The organism is Agathobacter ruminis (genome assembly GCF_002735305.1).
GTDB lineage: Bacteria > Bacillota > Clostridia > Lachnospirales > Lachnospiraceae > Roseburia > Roseburia ruminis.
In genome coordinates, this window is sequence record NZ_PDYG01000008.1 from 80,069 (window position 1) to 95,870 (window position 15,802).

15 protein-coding genes are annotated in these 15,802 nt (G+C 44.4%); 14 read left to right on the forward strand and 1 reads right to left on the reverse strand.

Annotation, left to right across the window (positions count from 1 at the left end; translation table 11 throughout):
* The first annotated feature begins 25 nt into the window (after positions 1-25).
* The 5 genes from CSX02_RS02800 to panD all read left to right on the forward strand — a co-directional run bounded on the left by CSX02_RS02800 (position 26) and on the right by panD (position 3,714).
* On the forward strand, positions 26-550 hold the full coding sequence (locus tag CSX02_RS02800) for a hypothetical protein (RefSeq protein ID WP_099385554.1): 525 nt from the start codon (positions 26-28) through the stop codon (positions 548-550).
* 219 nt (positions 551-769) lie between these two features.
* Positions 770-1,615: a Rossmann-like and DUF2520 domain-containing protein gene (locus CSX02_RS02805; protein WP_099385555.1), complete on the forward strand. Its 846-nt coding sequence runs from the start codon at positions 770-772 to the stop codon at positions 1,613-1,615.
* 20 nt (positions 1,616-1,635) lie between these two features.
* Entirely contained in the window at positions 1,636-2,475 is an 840-nt protein-coding gene (panB, locus tag CSX02_RS02810) for a 3-methyl-2-oxobutanoate hydroxymethyltransferase (RefSeq protein ID WP_031542071.1), read from the forward strand.
* Positions 2,472-3,314: a pantoate--beta-alanine ligase gene (gene panC / locus CSX02_RS02815; RefSeq protein ID WP_099385556.1), complete on the forward strand. Its 843-nt coding sequence runs from the start codon at positions 2,472-2,474 to the stop codon at positions 3,312-3,314. The genes panB and panC overlap by 4 nt, the downstream gene beginning before the upstream one ends.
* A 10-nt stretch (positions 3,315-3,324) precedes the next feature.
* Positions 3,325-3,714 (forward strand): aspartate 1-decarboxylase, encoded by a 390-nt coding sequence (panD, locus tag CSX02_RS02820; protein ID WP_099385557.1) that lies wholly within the window; start codon positions 3,325-3,327, stop codon positions 3,712-3,714.
* A 7-nt stretch (positions 3,715-3,721) separates the two neighbouring features.
* On the opposite strand, the gene CSX02_RS02825 is transcribed toward panD, so the two are convergent.
* Positions 3,722-4,531: a histidinol-phosphatase HisJ family protein gene (locus tag CSX02_RS02825; RefSeq protein ID WP_031542078.1), complete on the reverse strand. Its 810-nt coding sequence runs from the start codon at positions 4,529-4,531 to the stop codon at positions 3,722-3,724.
* Between the two features lie 228 nt (positions 4,532-4,759).
* Here CSX02_RS02825 and gap point away from each other — a divergent pair, with 228 nt between their 5' ends.
* From gap to CSX02_RS02870, 9 genes are all read left to right on the forward strand, one after another.
* Positions 4,760-5,776 (forward strand): type I glyceraldehyde-3-phosphate dehydrogenase, encoded by a 1,017-nt coding sequence (gap, locus tag CSX02_RS02830; RefSeq protein ID WP_099385558.1) that lies wholly within the window; start codon positions 4,760-4,762, stop codon positions 5,774-5,776.
* A 142-nt stretch (positions 5,777-5,918) separates the two neighbouring features.
* The gene (locus tag CSX02_RS02835) at positions 5,919-7,142 is read left to right on the forward strand and encodes a phosphoglycerate kinase (protein ID WP_099385559.1); all 1,224 of its coding nucleotides are present in this window, start codon (positions 5,919-5,921) and stop codon (positions 7,140-7,142) included.
* A 20-nt stretch (positions 7,143-7,162) separates the two neighbouring features.
* Positions 7,163-7,909 (forward strand): triose-phosphate isomerase, encoded by a 747-nt coding sequence (gene tpiA / locus CSX02_RS02840; protein WP_031542085.1) that lies wholly within the window; start codon positions 7,163-7,165, stop codon positions 7,907-7,909.
* Positions 7,910-7,990: 81 nt separating this feature from the next.
* Positions 7,991-9,496 (forward strand): CapA family protein, encoded by a 1,506-nt coding sequence (locus CSX02_RS02845; RefSeq protein WP_189281298.1) that lies wholly within the window; start codon positions 7,991-7,993, stop codon positions 9,494-9,496.
* A gap of 110 nt (positions 9,497-9,606) precedes the next feature.
* Positions 9,607-11,148 carry a 2,3-bisphosphoglycerate-independent phosphoglycerate mutase gene (gene gpmI, locus CSX02_RS02850; RefSeq protein WP_099385561.1) on the forward strand — a complete coding sequence of 514 codons (1,542 nt, stop codon included), beginning with the start codon at positions 9,607-9,609 and terminating at the stop codon, positions 11,146-11,148.
* A gap of 42 nt (positions 11,149-11,190) precedes the next feature.
* Complete coding sequence (locus tag CSX02_RS02855; protein WP_031542092.1) at positions 11,191-12,060, forward strand: phosphoribosylaminoimidazolesuccinocarboxamide synthase; 870 nt, start codon at positions 11,191-11,193, stop codon at positions 12,058-12,060.
* A gap of 9 nt (positions 12,061-12,069) precedes the next feature.
* Entirely contained in the window at positions 12,070-13,554 is a 1,485-nt protein-coding gene (purF, locus tag CSX02_RS02860) for an amidophosphoribosyltransferase (protein ID WP_099385562.1), read from the forward strand.
* Positions 13,555-13,589: 35 nt separating this feature from the next.
* Positions 13,590-15,041 (forward strand): adenylosuccinate lyase, encoded by a 1,452-nt coding sequence (purB, locus tag CSX02_RS02865; RefSeq protein WP_099385563.1) that lies wholly within the window; start codon positions 13,590-13,592, stop codon positions 15,039-15,041.
* A 156-nt stretch (positions 15,042-15,197) separates the two neighbouring features.
* Positions 15,198-15,626 (forward strand): DUF2712 domain-containing protein, encoded by a 429-nt coding sequence (locus CSX02_RS02870; protein WP_099385564.1) that lies wholly within the window; start codon positions 15,198-15,200, stop codon positions 15,624-15,626.
* Positions 15,627-15,802: the final 176 nt, after the last annotated feature.

Below are 15,802 nucleotides of genomic sequence, written 5' to 3' on the forward strand. Positions count from 1 at the left end.
CGATTTCTTTAGGAGGAATTTTATTATGAAGAAAAAATTAGCGCTTATCCTGGTTGCATGCTTCTGCATCGGTGCATTGACTGCATGTGGTGGCAGCACACAAAAGAAGGTTTCCAACAATGCAAGTTCTGCATCAAGCCAGACTTCCAACGGATATGCATTCAAGACTGCTGACGGTACCGCAATCGTAATCGATGCGGAATTCGAGCAGTTCAAATCTGCACTCGGACAGGAAGAAAGCTGTTTTGAAGCTGCCAGCTGTGCATTTGGTGACCTCGATAAAATCTGGACATATAAGGGATTCGAAGTAGATACTTACCAGCAGGACAAGGTTGATTATGTATCAAAGGTAATCCTTAAGGATGATACTGTCAGCACACCTGAGAAGGTTAGTGTTGGGGCATCTTCCGCTGATGTTACCGCTGCATACGGAGATCCGTCTTCCAGCGACAGCAGCCAGATGGTATATGAAAAAGATCAGATGAAACTCATTTTCCTTTTAAAGGATGATGCGGTTACCCAGATTCAGTATACAACTGTTAAATTCTAAGACAGCCGGCGCCATGTGCGCCGGTTTTTTTCTGCCCGAGCGAGACTTGAATTTGTGGTGGAAAACTGATATAGTGTTTGGCGGATGGTATTCGAGAGAAACTATACCGTATTTTTTAGAGAGTGCTCTTAAGTTTTATGGTGGAGACTGCATGACAAAGCTTGTATCGCATGAACAAGACTTATATCACCCGGACGGAATATGATAGGAGGTGATGTCATGAGAGTTGGATTTGTAGGAGCCGGAAAGGTCGGTTGCTCGTTGGGAAAGTATCTCGCAGAGCAGAAGACGCAGGTATCCGGTTATTACAGTAAGTCGCCGCAATCTGCAAGAGACGCGGCAGAATTTACCAAATCAAACGCATTTGAAACATTAGAGGCAGTTATAGAGGAAAGTGATATTTTATTTTTGACTGTGCCGGATGGACAGATTGCACCGGTGTGGGAGAAAATCAAAAAATATCCGATTCACGGAAAGATGATCTGTCATTGCAGTGGTTCGTTATCCTCGAAAATCTTTTATGATATTGAAAAGACGGGAGCAACCGGTTTTTCAATCCATCCATTACTGGCCGTGTCCAATCGACACGAATCGTACAGTGAAATTCCAAAAGCATTATTTACAATTGAAGGAAGTCCGCAAGGCATTGAAGCAATGGAGGCATTTTGCAGGGAAAAGAATTTGCAGGTGCAGCGAATTGCCGCAGATGTCAAGACGCGTTATCACGGAGCTGCCGTGATGGCATCCAATCTGGTATTGGGATTGCTTGCATGTGCACAATCAGAACTCGAGCAGTGCGGATTCACGCAGGAGAATGCGAAGAAGGCATTGGAACCGCTGGTAACAGGCAATGTCGAACGCTATTTGCAGACCTCGGCAGTGGATGCCCTAACCGGACCGATTGAGCGTGCGGACGTGCAGACTGTTGAGCGGCATCTGCATACCTTTCGCGATTTGCATGCGCGGATTTATCGGGATCTGTCGCTGGAGGTGCTTGAAATTGCAAAGGGCAAGCATCCACATCGCGATTATCATCAATTGTACGAAATTTTGGAAGAAAAATAAAAAACAGGAGTCATAAAAAGATGAAAAACACAGTGACAACATTACAAAAAATGAAGCAGGAGGGACAGAAAATCAGCATGCTGACCTGCTATGATTATACGACAGCATGCCTCATCGAAGAAGCACAGATCAATGCTGTTTTGGTCGGTGATTCGCTTGGTATGACCATGATGGGATATCCGGATACACTTTCTGTTACGATGGAGGATATGATTCATCATACCGCATGTGTATCAAGAGGACTGCATGATACTTTTCTGGTGGCGGATATGCCGTTTTTGTCTTATCAGACCAGCGTATATGATGCGGTTAAGAATGCAGGCCGCCTAATCAAGGAAGGCCATGCACAGGCTGTCAAATTAGAGGGTGGTGCGACCGTTTGCGAGCAGATTGAAGCGATTGTCAAAGCGGACATTCCGGTTGTGGCACATATTGGTCTGACCCCGCAGTCCATTCATGCATTCGGCGGTTTCAAAGTGCAGGGCAAGAATGAACAGCGTGCATTGCAGATCCTCGAAGATGCAAAAGCAGTTGAGCGTGCCGGTGCATTTATGGTGACACTCGAATGTGTACCGGACGAGCTTGCTACATTGATTTCACAGGAGCTGAGCATCCCGACCATCGGCATCGGCGCCGGCAACGGATGTGACGGACAGGTATTGGTATATCAGGATATGCTTAACATGTTTTCCGGTATCAAACCGAAATTTGTAAAACATTTTGCCAATATCGGAGAAGAAATGAAGCGGGCATTCCGCGCATATGACGAGGAGGTCAAGGCAAAAACATTCCCTGCAGCAGAGCATAACTTTGCCATCGACCCGGAAATTATTCAGGCAGTAAAGGAGAAATTATCATGATTATCGCAAATACAATCGCAGAAGTAAAAGAGCATGTTCGTGTATGGAAAAAGGAAGGCAAGAGCATCGGACTCGTGCCGACGATGGGATATCTGCATGAGGGACATGCCAGCCTTATGGAATGTGCAAGAAAGGAAAATGATATTGTCATCGTATCGGACTTTGTTAATCCGATTCAGTTTGGACCGAAGGAAGATCTGGCAACTTATCCGCGTGACTTTGATGCAGATTGCAAATTGTGCGAAGGCATCGGTGTGGATCTGATTTTCCATCCGGAACCGTCTGAAATGTATGCACCGGATTTTCATTCATATGTCGGTGTGGACACTTTGTCGGAAGGCCTGTGCGGCAAGAGCCGTCCAATCCATTTCAACGGCGTATGCACGGTTGTCAGCAAATTGTTCCATATCGCAGAAGCAGACCGTGCCTATTTCGGACAGAAGGATGCGCAGCAGCTTGCAATCGTCCGCCGTATGGTACGCGATTTGAATTTTAATATTGAGATCATCGGATGTCCGATCATCCGTGAGGCAGACGGACTTGCAAAGAGCTCCAGAAATACCTATCTGAGCCCGGATGAGCGTGCAAAAGCGGTTGTGCTCAATCGCGCACTGACAAAGGGACGCGAGATGGTACTTGCCGGCGAAAAGGATGCGGCAAAAGTGGTAAAGACCGTAAGGGATATGATTGAAGCAGAACCGCTTGCAAGAATCGATTATGTGGAAATCGTTGACTGGAATGAATTACAGCCGGTAGAAACGATTGATGGACCGATTCTGATGGCTGTGGCCGTATTCATCGGAAATGTCCGTTTGATTGATAATTTTATTGTGGAATAAGAGGTACATTATGAACTTGACAATGTTAAAAGGAAAAATCCACCGTGCGGTGGTGACACAGGCAGAACTCGATTATGTGGGCAGCATTACGGTGGATGAAGATCTCCTCGATGCCGCCGGCATCCTCGAATATGAAATGGTACAGATTGTCGATGTCGAAAACGGAAATCGATTCGAAACCTATACGATTGCAGGAGAGCGCGGCAGCGGAATGATCTGCTTAAACGGCGCTGCTGCCCGCCAGGTACAGGTTAATGACCATGTCATCATCATGTGCTATTGCCAGGTTGATGCCGACGAAGCCAAAAATCATAACCCTCAGGTTGTCTTCGTCGACAACAGTAATCATATACAGCGCAAGACGACATACGAAAAGCACGGTCGACTTGAGGATATGTAATGCGCGATTAGTCCGGAAGCTTGTAGAAGACCGGCACGCGCGCGGTAAAGACGGTATAGTAGTTGAAGCCGCAGTCTTTGAGCAGGGCCGGAATCTGATCGAAGGCGTAGCCGACATGCTCCGGCTGGTGCGCGTCGGCTCCGATGGTCAGAATCTCGCCACCGAGTTCGCGGTAGCGTCGGATAATCTGCGGGCATGGATTCGGTGCGCAAAGACCGTATTTGAATCCGGCGGTGTTGACTTCGATGCCTTTGTCCCTGCGGATAAGGCGGATGAGTATTTCATCGATGACATCTGCATATTTTTCATAGGAGTAGTTTTGGTTTTTGTTTGGACCGTAGCGCACGACATAGTCGAGATGACCGTAGACATCAAAGTCAACCGGCGTGTCGATGTTCTCGAGGATGCTCTCGAAATAGCGGCGGTAGGCAGCCTCTTCGGTGCGTCCCTCATAGAAGCTTGGATAATAAGGATCGAGACGGTCGCAGGTGTGTGAACTGCCGATGACAAAATCAAACGGGTGTGCCTCGACGGCCTGCCGGTTTTGATCGGCAATATGTGGCTGTAAGCCGACTTCGATTCCCATATTGACAGGAAAGATGCCATCGTATTCCTGCTGCAGGCTCAAAATTTTCTTTTCATAGGATTCAAAATCCAGAAGAAACGCATCCGGCTCATTTGGATAATCATAATCCAGATGGTCCGTAAAGCAGATGCCGGCAAGATTTTTGTCCATTGCGGAGGCAATCATGGATTCCGGCGAAGCATCGCTGTCACCGGAAAAGTGACAATGCATATGTGCATCCCATATTCTCATAGTGATATCAGTCCTTTCCGAAATTGATAACAAAACAAATTTAGGTTTATCATAGCATAAAAGCATGCCGGAAAGTACGAAAAATGCAAAAAAGCACTAAAGTTTGATTAGTTTTTAACAAAGTTATGGAAAAGTACTTGCAACAATGTGTTTTTTTTTATACAATGTAAAAGGTTCAGCGAATGAGCGCTGTAAAATTTTATTATCATTTCTTAGGAGGAAATAGACATGGCAGTAAGAGTAGCTATTAACGGATTTGGCCGTATCGGTCGTCTTGCTTTTAGACAGATGTTCGGAGCAGAAGGATACGAAGTAGTAGCAATCAACGATTTGACAAGCCCAAAAATGCTTGCACACTTATTAAAGTATGATTCATCACAGGGTAAGTATGAATTGGCAGACAAGGTATCTGCTGGTGAGGATTCTATCACCGTTGATGGAAAGGAAATCAAGATTTATGCATTCCCAGATGCAAACAACTGCCCTTGGAAAGAATTAAATGTTGATGTTGTTCTTGAGTGTTCAGGATTCTATACATCTAAGGAAAAGGCTCAGGCTCATATCAATGCAGGAGCACGTAAGGTTGTTATCTCTGCACCTGCAGGAAACGATCTTCCTACAATCGTATACAACACTAACCACGAGACATTAAAGGCTTCTGATACCATTATTTCAGCAGCTTCTTGTACAACAAACTGCTTAGCACCAATGGCAGATGCATTAAACAAGTATGCACCTGTACAGTCTGGTATCATGGTAACCATCCATGCTTACACAGGAGATCAGATGACTCTTGATGGACCACAGCGTAAGGGTGACCTTCGTCGTTCTCGTGCAGCAGCTGTTAACATCGTTCCTAACTCTACCGGAGCAGCTAAGGCAATCGGCCTTGTTATCCCAGAGTTAAACGGAAAGCTCATCGGATCTGCACAGCGTGTACCTACCCCTACAGGATCTACCACAATCTTAACAGCAGTTGTTAAGAAGGCAGACGTAACTGTTGAGGGAATCAACGCAGCTATGAAGGCAGCAGCAAACGAGTCATTCGGATACAACGAGGATGAAATCGTTTCTTCTGATATCGTAGGAATGAGATTCGGATCTTTATTCGATGCTACTCAGACCATGGTTAGCAAGATCTCTGATGATTTATATGAAGTTCAGGTTGTTTCTTGGTATGATAACGAGAACAGCTACACTTCTCAGATGGTTCGTACCATCAAGTACTTCTCAGAGTTAGCTTAATTTTTCTAACTTTAACGGGAAGAACGGCATAATTTGGCTGGATTATGGTTTTGCCAGAGGCGAATTTGTGTCGGGCACAAGAACAATCACCCCAGTCAGACACTGACTGGGGTTTTTTTCATTCAATAAAGGAGGAATCAAAATGTCATTAAACAAGAAATCAGTTGATGATATCAATGTAAAAGGAAAAAGAGTCCTTGTAAGATGTGACTTTAATGTTCCGTTGAAGGAAGGCAAGATTACAGACGAAACCCGTATTGTTGCAGCACTTCCTACAATCCAGAAATTATTAAATGATGGTGGAAAGGTAATCCTTTGCTCACACCTCGGAAAAGTAAAGAACGGACCAAACGAGGGTGAGTCTTTGGCACCGGTTGCAGAAAGACTTGCTGAGAAGCTTGGCAAGCCGGTTAATTTTGTAGCTGATTACAATGTAACCGGAGAGGCAGCAACTGCAGCAGTTGCTGCCATGAAAGAAGGAGATGTTGTTCTTCTTCAGAATACCCGTTTCCGCGGTGCAGAAGAGACCAAGAACGGCGAAGAGTTCTCTAAGGAACTTGCAGATCTTGCTGATGTATATGTATGTGACGCATTTGGTTCATCTCACAGAGCACATGCTTCCGTAGCCGGTGTTACCAAATTCATCTCTGCAAAGGGCGGCGAGAATGTTGTTGGATATTTGATGCAGAAAGAAATCGACTTCCTTGGAAAGGCTGTAGAGAATCCGGTTCGTCCATTCGTAGCAATCCTCGGTGGTGCTAAGGTTGCTGATAAATTAAATGTTATCGATAACCTTCTTGAGAAGGCTGATACCTTAATCATCGGTGGTGGAATGGCTTATACTTTCTTAAAGGCACAGGGCAAGGAAATCGGTACTTCTATGCTTGATGAGTCTAAGATTGATTACTGCAAGGAAATGATGGCAAAGGCAGAGAAGCTTGGCAAGAAGATTCTTCTCCCGGTTGATGCTGTTACCATTAAGGATTTCCCAAATCCAATCGATGCTCCAATCGAGACCGAAACTTATGATGCAGATGCAATGCCTGCAGATCGTGAAGGATGCGATATCGGACCTAAGACCCGTGAACTTTATGCAGCAGCAGTTGCTGATGCAAAGACCGTTGTTTGGAACGGACCAATGGGTGTATTCGAGAATCCTACTCTTGCAGCAGGTACACTCGCAGTTGCTGAGGCACTTGCAAAGGCTGATGCTACTACCATTATCGGTGGTGGTGATTCCGCAGCAGCAGTAAACCAGATGGGTATGGCAGACAAGATGAGCCATATTTCTACCGGTGGCGGAGCTTCCCTTGAATTCCTTGAAGGCAAGGAGTTACCTGGTGTAGCAGCTGCAGATGACAAATAAATCATAAGGAGATAGTAATCATGGCAAGAAGAAGAATTATTGCTGGAAACTGGAAAATGAACAAGACTCCTTCCGAGGCAATTGCACTTGTAAATGAATTAAAGGATCTTGTTGTAAATCCGGATGTAGATGTAGTATATTGCGTACCTGCAATCGATATTGTACCGGTTGTAGAGGCAGTAAAGGGTACCAATGTTGCAGTTGGTGCTGAGAATATGTATTTTGAGGAGAGCGGTGCTTTCACCGGAGAAATCTCGGCTGCAATGCTTGTAGATGCCGGCGTAAAGTATGTAATCCTTGGACATTCTGAGAGAAGAGATTACTTCAAGGAAGATGATGTTCTTTTGAACAAAAAGGTTAAGAAGGCATTTGAAGCAGGACTTACTCCGATTCTTTGCTGTGGCGAGAGCTTAGAGCAGAGAGAGCTTGGCGTGACCATGGATTGGATTCGTCTTCAGATTAAGTCCGATCTTGCAGGTGTAACTGCAGATCAGGTAAAGAAGCTTGTAATTGCTTATGAGCCAATCTGGGCAATCGGAACAGGCAAGACTGCTACTTCCGATCAGGCAGAAGAAGTATGTAAGGGAATCCGTGAATTGATCGCAGAAATTTACGATCAGGAAACTGCTGATGCAGTTCGTATTCAGTACGGCGGATCCATGAATGCAGGCAATGCTGCTGAACTTCTTGCAAAGCCAAACATTGACGGTGGACTTATCGGAGGCGCTTCTTTGAAGGCTGATTTTGGTAAAGTCGTAAACGCATAATGAATGAAAGGGACTTTTTATCTGAATTTAGATAAAAAGTCCTTTTTTTATCATGAATATGATATAATTTGGTTTATGAAAATGACAAAGAACATGAGAATCCTGATTTGTGTGATCGTGCTTCTTGTCATACTTTCTGCGGCGCTTTTTGGGAGTGAGTACCGAGAGCGTATGAGCGAGAAGCAAGCCAGGCAGGAAAAAATTGAAAATCAGTATGGGAAAACTTTACATTTGGATGATGAGACCGGTGTGAGCAAGGCGGTATTGATTATGATAGAGGAGGCTGATCATTCGCTGACCGGAGATTATCCATTGGATGAAGCATTCTATTATTGGATTGCCGCACAATTCGGCCATGATGCGATTGTGGATCTGGCATATTCGGTTCATCAGGGAATCGCAACCGAAAAAATCTGGAGAGAATGCACAGGGGAGAGCATCCACACACTGTATGCGGAATATTGCAAGGAAAAAAGTTTTGCAACTTATACAACAGGAAATGTCACATGGCCGCAGGCCACAGACAATTCCACCATTTCGGTTGTGGGAGATTTGTGCTTTTCAAACGGATGGTATACGCAAAACATGCTCGAGGAAAACGGAGGTGCATTAACCTCTGTATTTTCTGCGGATTTGATCAGCACTTTGAATCAGTCTGCGGTCACCTGGGCAAACAATGAATTTGTATATGCCGACGGCGGAACCCCATTAGAAGGAAAAGATTATATATTTGCAACAGAACCAAAGAATGTTGCAAATCTGAATGCATTGGGCATTGATATTGTATCATTGGCAAATAATCATGCCTATGATTATGGCGCGGATGGGGTACTGTCGTCCATGAAAACTCTGCGCAATGCAGGGATTCGTTATGTGGGTGCGGGAAAAGATATCAAGGAAGCCATGCAACCACAATATTTTATTGTCGGCGGCAAAAAGATTGCGCTTGTCGCGGCAACACAGGTGGAAATCAGCCTGAATTATACCAAGGAAGCAACAGAGGATCGTGCAGGTGTATTAAAGACACTTGATCCGGAAAAGTTTGTCCGTGTCATTCAGGAAGCAAAAGAGAACAGTGATTATGTGATTGCCTATGTACACTGGGGCTGGGAAGGCCGACTGCGTGCGGACGAGGCCCAGATGGAACTGGCGAGAGCGTTTGCAAAAGCCGGAGCAGATGTGATTGTAGGAAATCACTCGCACAGAATGCAGGGAGCCACTTATGTGGACGGGGTCCCGGTAATCTGGTCACTCGGCAATTTTTGGCTTTCGACGGGCAGCTTATATACAGCGGTTGCGCAAATCACGGTACCGAAATCCGGAGCACTGGAAGTTTCGGTTTTGCCATGCAAACAATCCAATCTCTATACATCCGTGCTCAAGGATGACAATCAGCGCAAAGCATTCTATGAATATTTTGCAGATTTGTCCTATGCAATCGGAATCAAAGAGGATGGAACACTTGGTTTTCGAACCGGAGAACCGGATGGTTCATTTGCCTATTATTCGGGCCGCGAATATGCGAAAAGGACTGCAAGTATCGATCTGGATGGAAATGCCATTGATGGTGTAGGAAATCTGCGGTAAAAAAGGCAAAAAGTTGGCTAACATAACCATTGCAAACAGAGGTGTTTCTCTGTATGATAGGTATGGTTAATAAGAGACAGTTTATCTGAAAGAAAAGTGAGGAATAAATTATGAATAAGAAACCGGTTGTACTTATGGTTTTGGACGGATACGGTCTGAACGATAAGACGGAGGGAAATGCCATTGCAATGGCAAACACTCCGGTTATGGATCGATTGATGAAGGAATGTCCGTTCGTGAAAGGAAATGCATCAGGACTTGCAGTCGGACTCCCGGATGGACAGATGGGCAATTCCGAAGTTGGACATATGAATATCGGCGCCGGCCGTATCATTTATCAGGATCTGACCCGCATTACCAAGGCAATCGAAGACGGTGATTTCTTTGAAAACAGCGCACTTCTGGCTGCAATGGAGAATTGCAAGAAGAACGACAGCGATTTACATCTTTGGGGTCTGCTTTCCGATGGTGGTGTACACAGTCATATCACCCATCTCTACGGCTTGCTTGAAATGGCAAAGAAGCAGGGGCTGACCAAAGTATTTGTACATGCATTTCTCGATGGACGCGATACACCGCCTGCATCCGGTAAAGATTTCATTGAAGAATTACAGAATAAGATGAACGAGATCGGAGTCGGAAAAGTAGCATCGGTTTCCGGCCGTTATTATGCAATGGATCGAGACAACAACTGGGATCGTGTTCAGAAAGCATATGATTCCCTGGTAAAGGGCGAGGGCGTAAAGGCAACAGATGCGGTTGCTGCAGTTGCCGATTCTTATGCACAGGATGTGACTGATGAATTCGTACTTCCTACTGTGATTACAGATGAAGCAGGCAATCCGCTTTCTCTTGTAAAGGCGAATGATTCCGTAATCTTCTTCAACTTCCGCCCGGACCGTGCACGCGAGATTACCCGTGCATTCTGTGATGACAAGTTCGAAGGTTTCAATCGTGAATTCCTTCCGTTAACATATGTATGTTTCAAGGATTATGATGAGACAATTCCGAACAAGACCATTGCATTTGAAAAAGAAAACATCGTGAATACATTTGGTGAATACCTTGCAAAATGCGGCAAGAAGCAGCTTCGTCTGGCTGAGACCGAAAAGTATGCACATGTTACTTTCTTCTTCAACGGTGGTGTCGAGGATCCGAATGTGGATGAATTCCGTTTGCTGGTAAATTCACCGAAGGATGTTGCAACCTATGATCTGAAGCCGGAGATGAGTGCACCGGAAGTTGGAGTTGACTTAGTAGAAGCAATCAAATCAGACAAATACGATGTAATCGTCATAAATTTTGCAAATCCTGATATGGTAGGTCATACCGGAGTGATTTCGGCATGTATCAAGGCTGTTGAAAAAATCGATGAGCTTGTAGGTAAAGCGGTCGATGCAATTCAGGAAGTAAACGGAGCATTATTTATTTGTGCAGACCACGGAAATGCGGAACAGGAAATCAATTATGAGACCGGCGAACCGCATACCGCTCATACAACCAACCCGGTTCCATTTATTCTCGTAAACGGACCGGAAGGCGCTACGCTTCGTGAAAACGGATGTCTGGCCGATATTGCGCCGACACTTCTTGATATCATGGAACTTGAGCAGCCGGCTGAGATGACCGGAAAGAGCTTATTGGTAAGATAATTCTTACATAAGATATATGAAATAAAATAAAGGAGAACTATCATGCAGGAGTACAAGCCATTCAAAGAGGGAAAAGTAAGAGAGGTATATGACATCGGAGACAATCTTGTGATTACAGCGACCGATCGCATTTCAGCATTTGATCACATTTTGAAAAACAAGATTACCGATAAGGGCGCAATATTGACCCGGATGTCAGAATTCTGGTTCGATTTTACAAAGGATGTCCTTCCGAATCATATGGTATCAGTTGATGTTAAGGACATGCCGGAATTCTTCCAACAGGAACGATTCGACGGCAATTCCATGCTTTGTAAAAAACTCGAGATGCTTCCAATCGAATGTATTGTCCGTGGATATATCACCGGAAGCGGATGGGCAAGCTATCAGGAGAATGGAACCGTATGCGGAATTACTTTACCGGAAGGTCTGGTTGAATCAGATAAACTTCCGGAGCCTATTTACACTCCTTCGACAAAGGCTGAACTCGGAGATCATGATGAGAATATCTCTTTCGAGCAATCAGTAGAAGTTCTGGAAAAAATCTATCCAGAACGCGGTCGCGAATATGCCGAGAAACTTCGTGATTACACGATTGCTCTTTATAAGAAATGTGCAGAATATGCACTTTCAAAAGGAATCATTATTGCCGATACCAAGTTTGAATTTGGACTTGACGAGAATGGAAATGTTGTCTTGGGTGATGAGATGCTTACCCCTGACAGTTCACGCTTCTGGCCATTGGAGGGTTATGAACCTGGAAAAGGACAGCCATCTTATGACAAGCAGTTCGTGCGTGACTGGTTAAAGGCAAATCCGGACAGTGATTATCTCCTCCCGGATGATGTCATCGAAAAGACAATCGACAAATATAAAGAAGCATTTGAACTTTTGACAGGAAAGCCATTCTAGAGGTTATTAATGAACGAGTTATACAATAATTTATATGACGAAGACGCATTGCACGAAGAGTGCGGCGTCTTCGGTATCTACGACTTTGATGCAAATGATGTAGCATCTTCCATTTATTATGGACTGTTTGCCCTCCAGCACAGAGGACAGGAAAGCTGTGGTATTGCTGTTTCTGACACCCAGGGACCGAAAGGAAATATGTTATCCTATAAGGGAATGGGATTGGTAAACGAAGTCTTTACAACAGAGCAGTTGGAAAAGATGCATGGGGATATCGGAGTCGGTCATGTGCGTTATTCTACAGCAGGGTCTTCCACCCGCGAAAATGCACAACCACTGGTTTTGAATTATGTAAAGGGCACCTTGGCTCTGGCACATAACGGAAACCTGATCAATGCCGCAGAGCTCCGTCACGACTTGGAGTATACAGGCGCTATTTTCCAAACTACAATTGATTCAGAGGTAATTGCATATCATATCGCGCGTGAGCGTTTGAATTCGAAGACTGTTGAAGAAGCTGTCGGACGCGCATGTCGCAAATTAAAAGGTGCATATTCTCTTGTGGTTGCATCTCCGCGTAAGCTGATTGGTGCGAGAGATCCACAGGGCTTTAAACCGCTTTGCATCGGAAAACGCGACAATGCGTATATTATCACTTCCGAGACATGCGCACTTGATACCATTGGTGCTACTTTTGTGCGCGATATCAAGCCGGGAGAGGTGGTTACGATTACCCCTGAAAACGGCATTGTATCGAATCTGGATATGACAGTTCCAAAGGAGCAGGAAGCACGATGCATTTTCGAATATATCTATTTCGCGCGTCCGGATTCCCATATTGATGGCGAAAGCGTATACGCAAGCCGTATCAAAGCCGGTCGTTTTCTGGCACAGGATTCTCCGGTGGAAGCAGATCTGGTGACGGGTGTTCCGGAATCCGGAAATGCAGCTGCACTCGGTTATTCGTTAGAGTCGGGAATTCCTTACGGAACCGCATTTGTGAAGAATGCGTATGTGGGTCGTACATTTATCAAACCAAAGCAGTCCGCACGAGAGTCGTCTGTGCAGGTGAAACTGAATGTTCTGAAGGAAGCAGTACAGGGAAAGCGCGTGATTATGATCGACGATTCGATTGTGCGTGGTACCACATCAGACCGTATTGTAAAGATGCTTCGTGACGCCGGTGCAACAGAGGTGCATGTGAGAATCAGCTCGCCACCATTTTTGTGGCCGTGTTATTTCGGAACCGATATTCCGGCAAGAGAGCAGCTGATTGCCTACAATCGCAGCATCGAGGATATCCGCCAAATAATCGGGGCTGATTCATTGGGATATCTTGAACTGGAACGACTGCCACAGTTGGTCAATGGATTGCCGATTTGCAACGGATGCTTTACCGGTAATTATCCGATGGACCCTCCGACAGAAGATATTCGCGGAGATTATTATGACAAAGAGGCGGATTTGGAAAAACGCATTCTTTCTCGCCCGTAACGACTGAAGATTTTGCAAAAAGGAGATAAGATACAATGGGAACTGATCGTTATATCAGCCCTCTTTCTGAGCGTTATGCCAGCAAAGAGATGCAATATATTTTTTCGCAGGATATGAAATTTACCACCTGGCGTAAGCTGTGGGTTGCACTTGCGGAAACCGAGATGGAGCTTGGTTTATCCGAGAATGGGAAGCCGGTTATCACACAGGAACAGATAGATGAATTGAAAGCACATATTGATGATATCAATTATGATGTGGCAAAGGCGCGTGAAAAAGAGGTGCGCCATGATGTGATGAGTCATGTCTATGCCTATGGACAGCAATGCCCAAAGGCAGCGGGAATCATCCACTTGGGTGCTACCAGCTGTTATGTCGGAGACAATACCGATATTATCATTATGCGTGAGGCATTAAAGCTCGTGCATAAGAAACTGGTTTGTGTCATCGATGAACTTGCCAGGTTTGCAAAGGAATATAAGGATTTGCCAACAATTGCCTTTACTCATTTCCAACCGGCACAGCCGACGACCGTTGGAAAGAGAGCGACTCTTTGGCTGAATGAATTCATGCTGGACCTCGAAGACCTCGAATATGTGCAGTCGACTTTGAAACTGCTTGGATCCAAAGGCACCACGGGTACACAGGCAAGCTTCTTAGAACTCTTTGATGGTGACAATGAGACCATCGACAAGATTGATCCGATGATTGCCAAGAAGATGGGATTTGAAGAATGCTATCCGGTATCCGGACAGACCTATTCAAGAAAGGTTGATACGAGAGTGGCCAATGTGCTTGCAGGCATCGCGGCATCTGCACATAAGATGTCAAATGATATTCGCCTGCTTCAGCATTTAAAGCAGGTCGAAGAACCGTTTGAAAAATCACAGATTGGTTCTTCCGCAATGGCTTATAAGCGCAATCCAATGCGCAGTGAGCGTATCGCTTCCCTTGCAGATTATGTGATGGTTGATGCTTTAAACCCTGCTATCGTTTCATCTACGCAGTGGTTTGAACGCACCCTTGATGATTCGGCCAATAAGAGATTGTCTATTCCGGAAGGATTCTTGGCAACTGATGGAATTTTGGATTTGTGTCTGAACGTAGTGGATGGACTTGTGGTTTATCCAAAGGTAATTTACAAGCAGTTCATGAGTGAGATCCCATTTATGGCAACCGAGAATATCATGATGGATGCGGTAAAGAATGGTGGCAACCGTCAGGAATTACATGAAAAGATTCGTACACTGTCCATGGAAGCAGGAAAGACAGTTAAGGTAGAAGGAAAGGAAAACAATCTGGTTGAATTGATTGCGGCAGATCCGTCCTTTAATCTGACAAAAGAAGAAATTGAAAAGAACCTGAAACCGGAATTGTATGTCGGAAGAGCTCCGTATCAGGTGGAAGTTTATTTGCGAGATGTGGTTCATCCGGTGCTCGAAAAGAATCGTGCAGAACTCGGAGTGACTGCTGATATAACTGTATAAAAATTTCTAAAAATCCAGCTGATAATCATCAGCTGGATTTTTTTGTTTTGGGACGAAAGACCCATTTTATTTCAATCTTGTTTTGTTATAATTAAATAGTAAGTTGTTATTTAAAAAAACAAATTTTATGCAAAATGATGAAAGGGAGGTTTATTTATGAAGAAAAAAGGGATTGCAGTTTTGCTGATATTGTTTTTTGCTGTTACATCAGTAAAGCTAGGTATGAATCGTGTTGATGCGAATAACCATAAGGATACTAAATATACTTTTAATTTTAGTGGATGGGAAGCTCAGACGAATGCACGAGAAAAAAAAGATGATTCATCCTGTTATATGAAGTGCACTATTATGCCAAGTAACAAAACATATACAGCATATGTTTATGGAACAAATTATTCTGATAAAAAAACTATGATGGATGTTTCAAGAGGTTATCATTATCTCTTTAATAAAGGCACTATTAGATTTATGAGAAATTGGGTTTATGAAGAGAATTTAAAATATGCGGTGATTGGTGCTAATCGTAATAATGTGTTTCCGTTTTATGTGGAAGGGGTATGGAGTCCGGATAGTGTTCCAGAATGAGAAGAAAAAGATGCTCCTAGAGCATCTTTTTCTGGTGGGAGCGAGTCTTGACAATTCAAGGGAGAAGATACTATGGTTAAGAATATGAAAATAAAGGTAGGAATCTGTATAGCCCTTCTTTTCCTTAATGTAGGATGTGCTGTTGTAAAGGATTCAACTGGGACACAAATTGATGA

Bases quoted from the DNA above. Each gene is read 5' to 3' on its own strand.
- CSX02_RS02800 (WP_099385554.1), top strand. From the start codon at position 26: ATGAAGAAAAAATTAGCGCTTATCCTGGTTGCATGCTTCTGCATCGGT.
- CSX02_RS02835 (WP_099385559.1), top strand. From the start codon at position 5,919: ATGTCATTAAACAAGAAATCAGTTGATGATATCAATGTAAAAGGAAAA.
- gpmI (WP_099385561.1), top strand. From the start codon at position 9,607: ATGAATAAGAAACCGGTTGTACTTATGGTTTTGGACGGATACGGTCTG.
- panB (WP_031542071.1), top strand. From the start codon at position 1,636: ATGAAAAACACAGTGACAACATTACAAAAAATGAAGCAGGAGGGACAG.
- tpiA (WP_031542085.1), top strand. From the start codon at position 7,163: ATGGCAAGAAGAAGAATTATTGCTGGAAACTGGAAAATGAACAAGACT.
- purB (WP_099385563.1), top strand. From the start codon at position 13,590: ATGGGAACTGATCGTTATATCAGCCCTCTTTCTGAGCGTTATGCCAGC.
- CSX02_RS02870 (WP_099385564.1), top strand. From the start codon at position 15,198: ATGAAGAAAAAAGGGATTGCAGTTTTGCTGATATTGTTTTTTGCTGTT.
- panD (WP_099385557.1), top strand. From the start codon at position 3,325: ATGAACTTGACAATGTTAAAAGGAAAAATCCACCGTGCGGTGGTGACA.
- CSX02_RS02825 (WP_031542078.1), bottom strand. From the start codon at position 4,531: ATGAGAATATGGGATGCACATATGCATTGTCACTTTTCCGGTGACAGC.
- panC (WP_099385556.1), top strand. From the start codon at position 2,472: ATGATTATCGCAAATACAATCGCAGAAGTAAAAGAGCATGTTCGTGTA.
- CSX02_RS02855 (WP_031542092.1), top strand. From the start codon at position 11,191: ATGCAGGAGTACAAGCCATTCAAAGAGGGAAAAGTAAGAGAGGTATAT.
- purF (WP_099385562.1), top strand. From the start codon at position 12,070: ATGAACGAGTTATACAATAATTTATATGACGAAGACGCATTGCACGAA.
- CSX02_RS02845 (WP_189281298.1), top strand. From the start codon at position 7,991: ATGACAAAGAACATGAGAATCCTGATTTGTGTGATCGTGCTTCTTGTC.
- CSX02_RS02805 (WP_099385555.1), top strand. From the start codon at position 770: ATGAGAGTTGGATTTGTAGGAGCCGGAAAGGTCGGTTGCTCGTTGGGA.
- gap (WP_099385558.1), top strand. From the start codon at position 4,760: ATGGCAGTAAGAGTAGCTATTAACGGATTTGGCCGTATCGGTCGTCTT.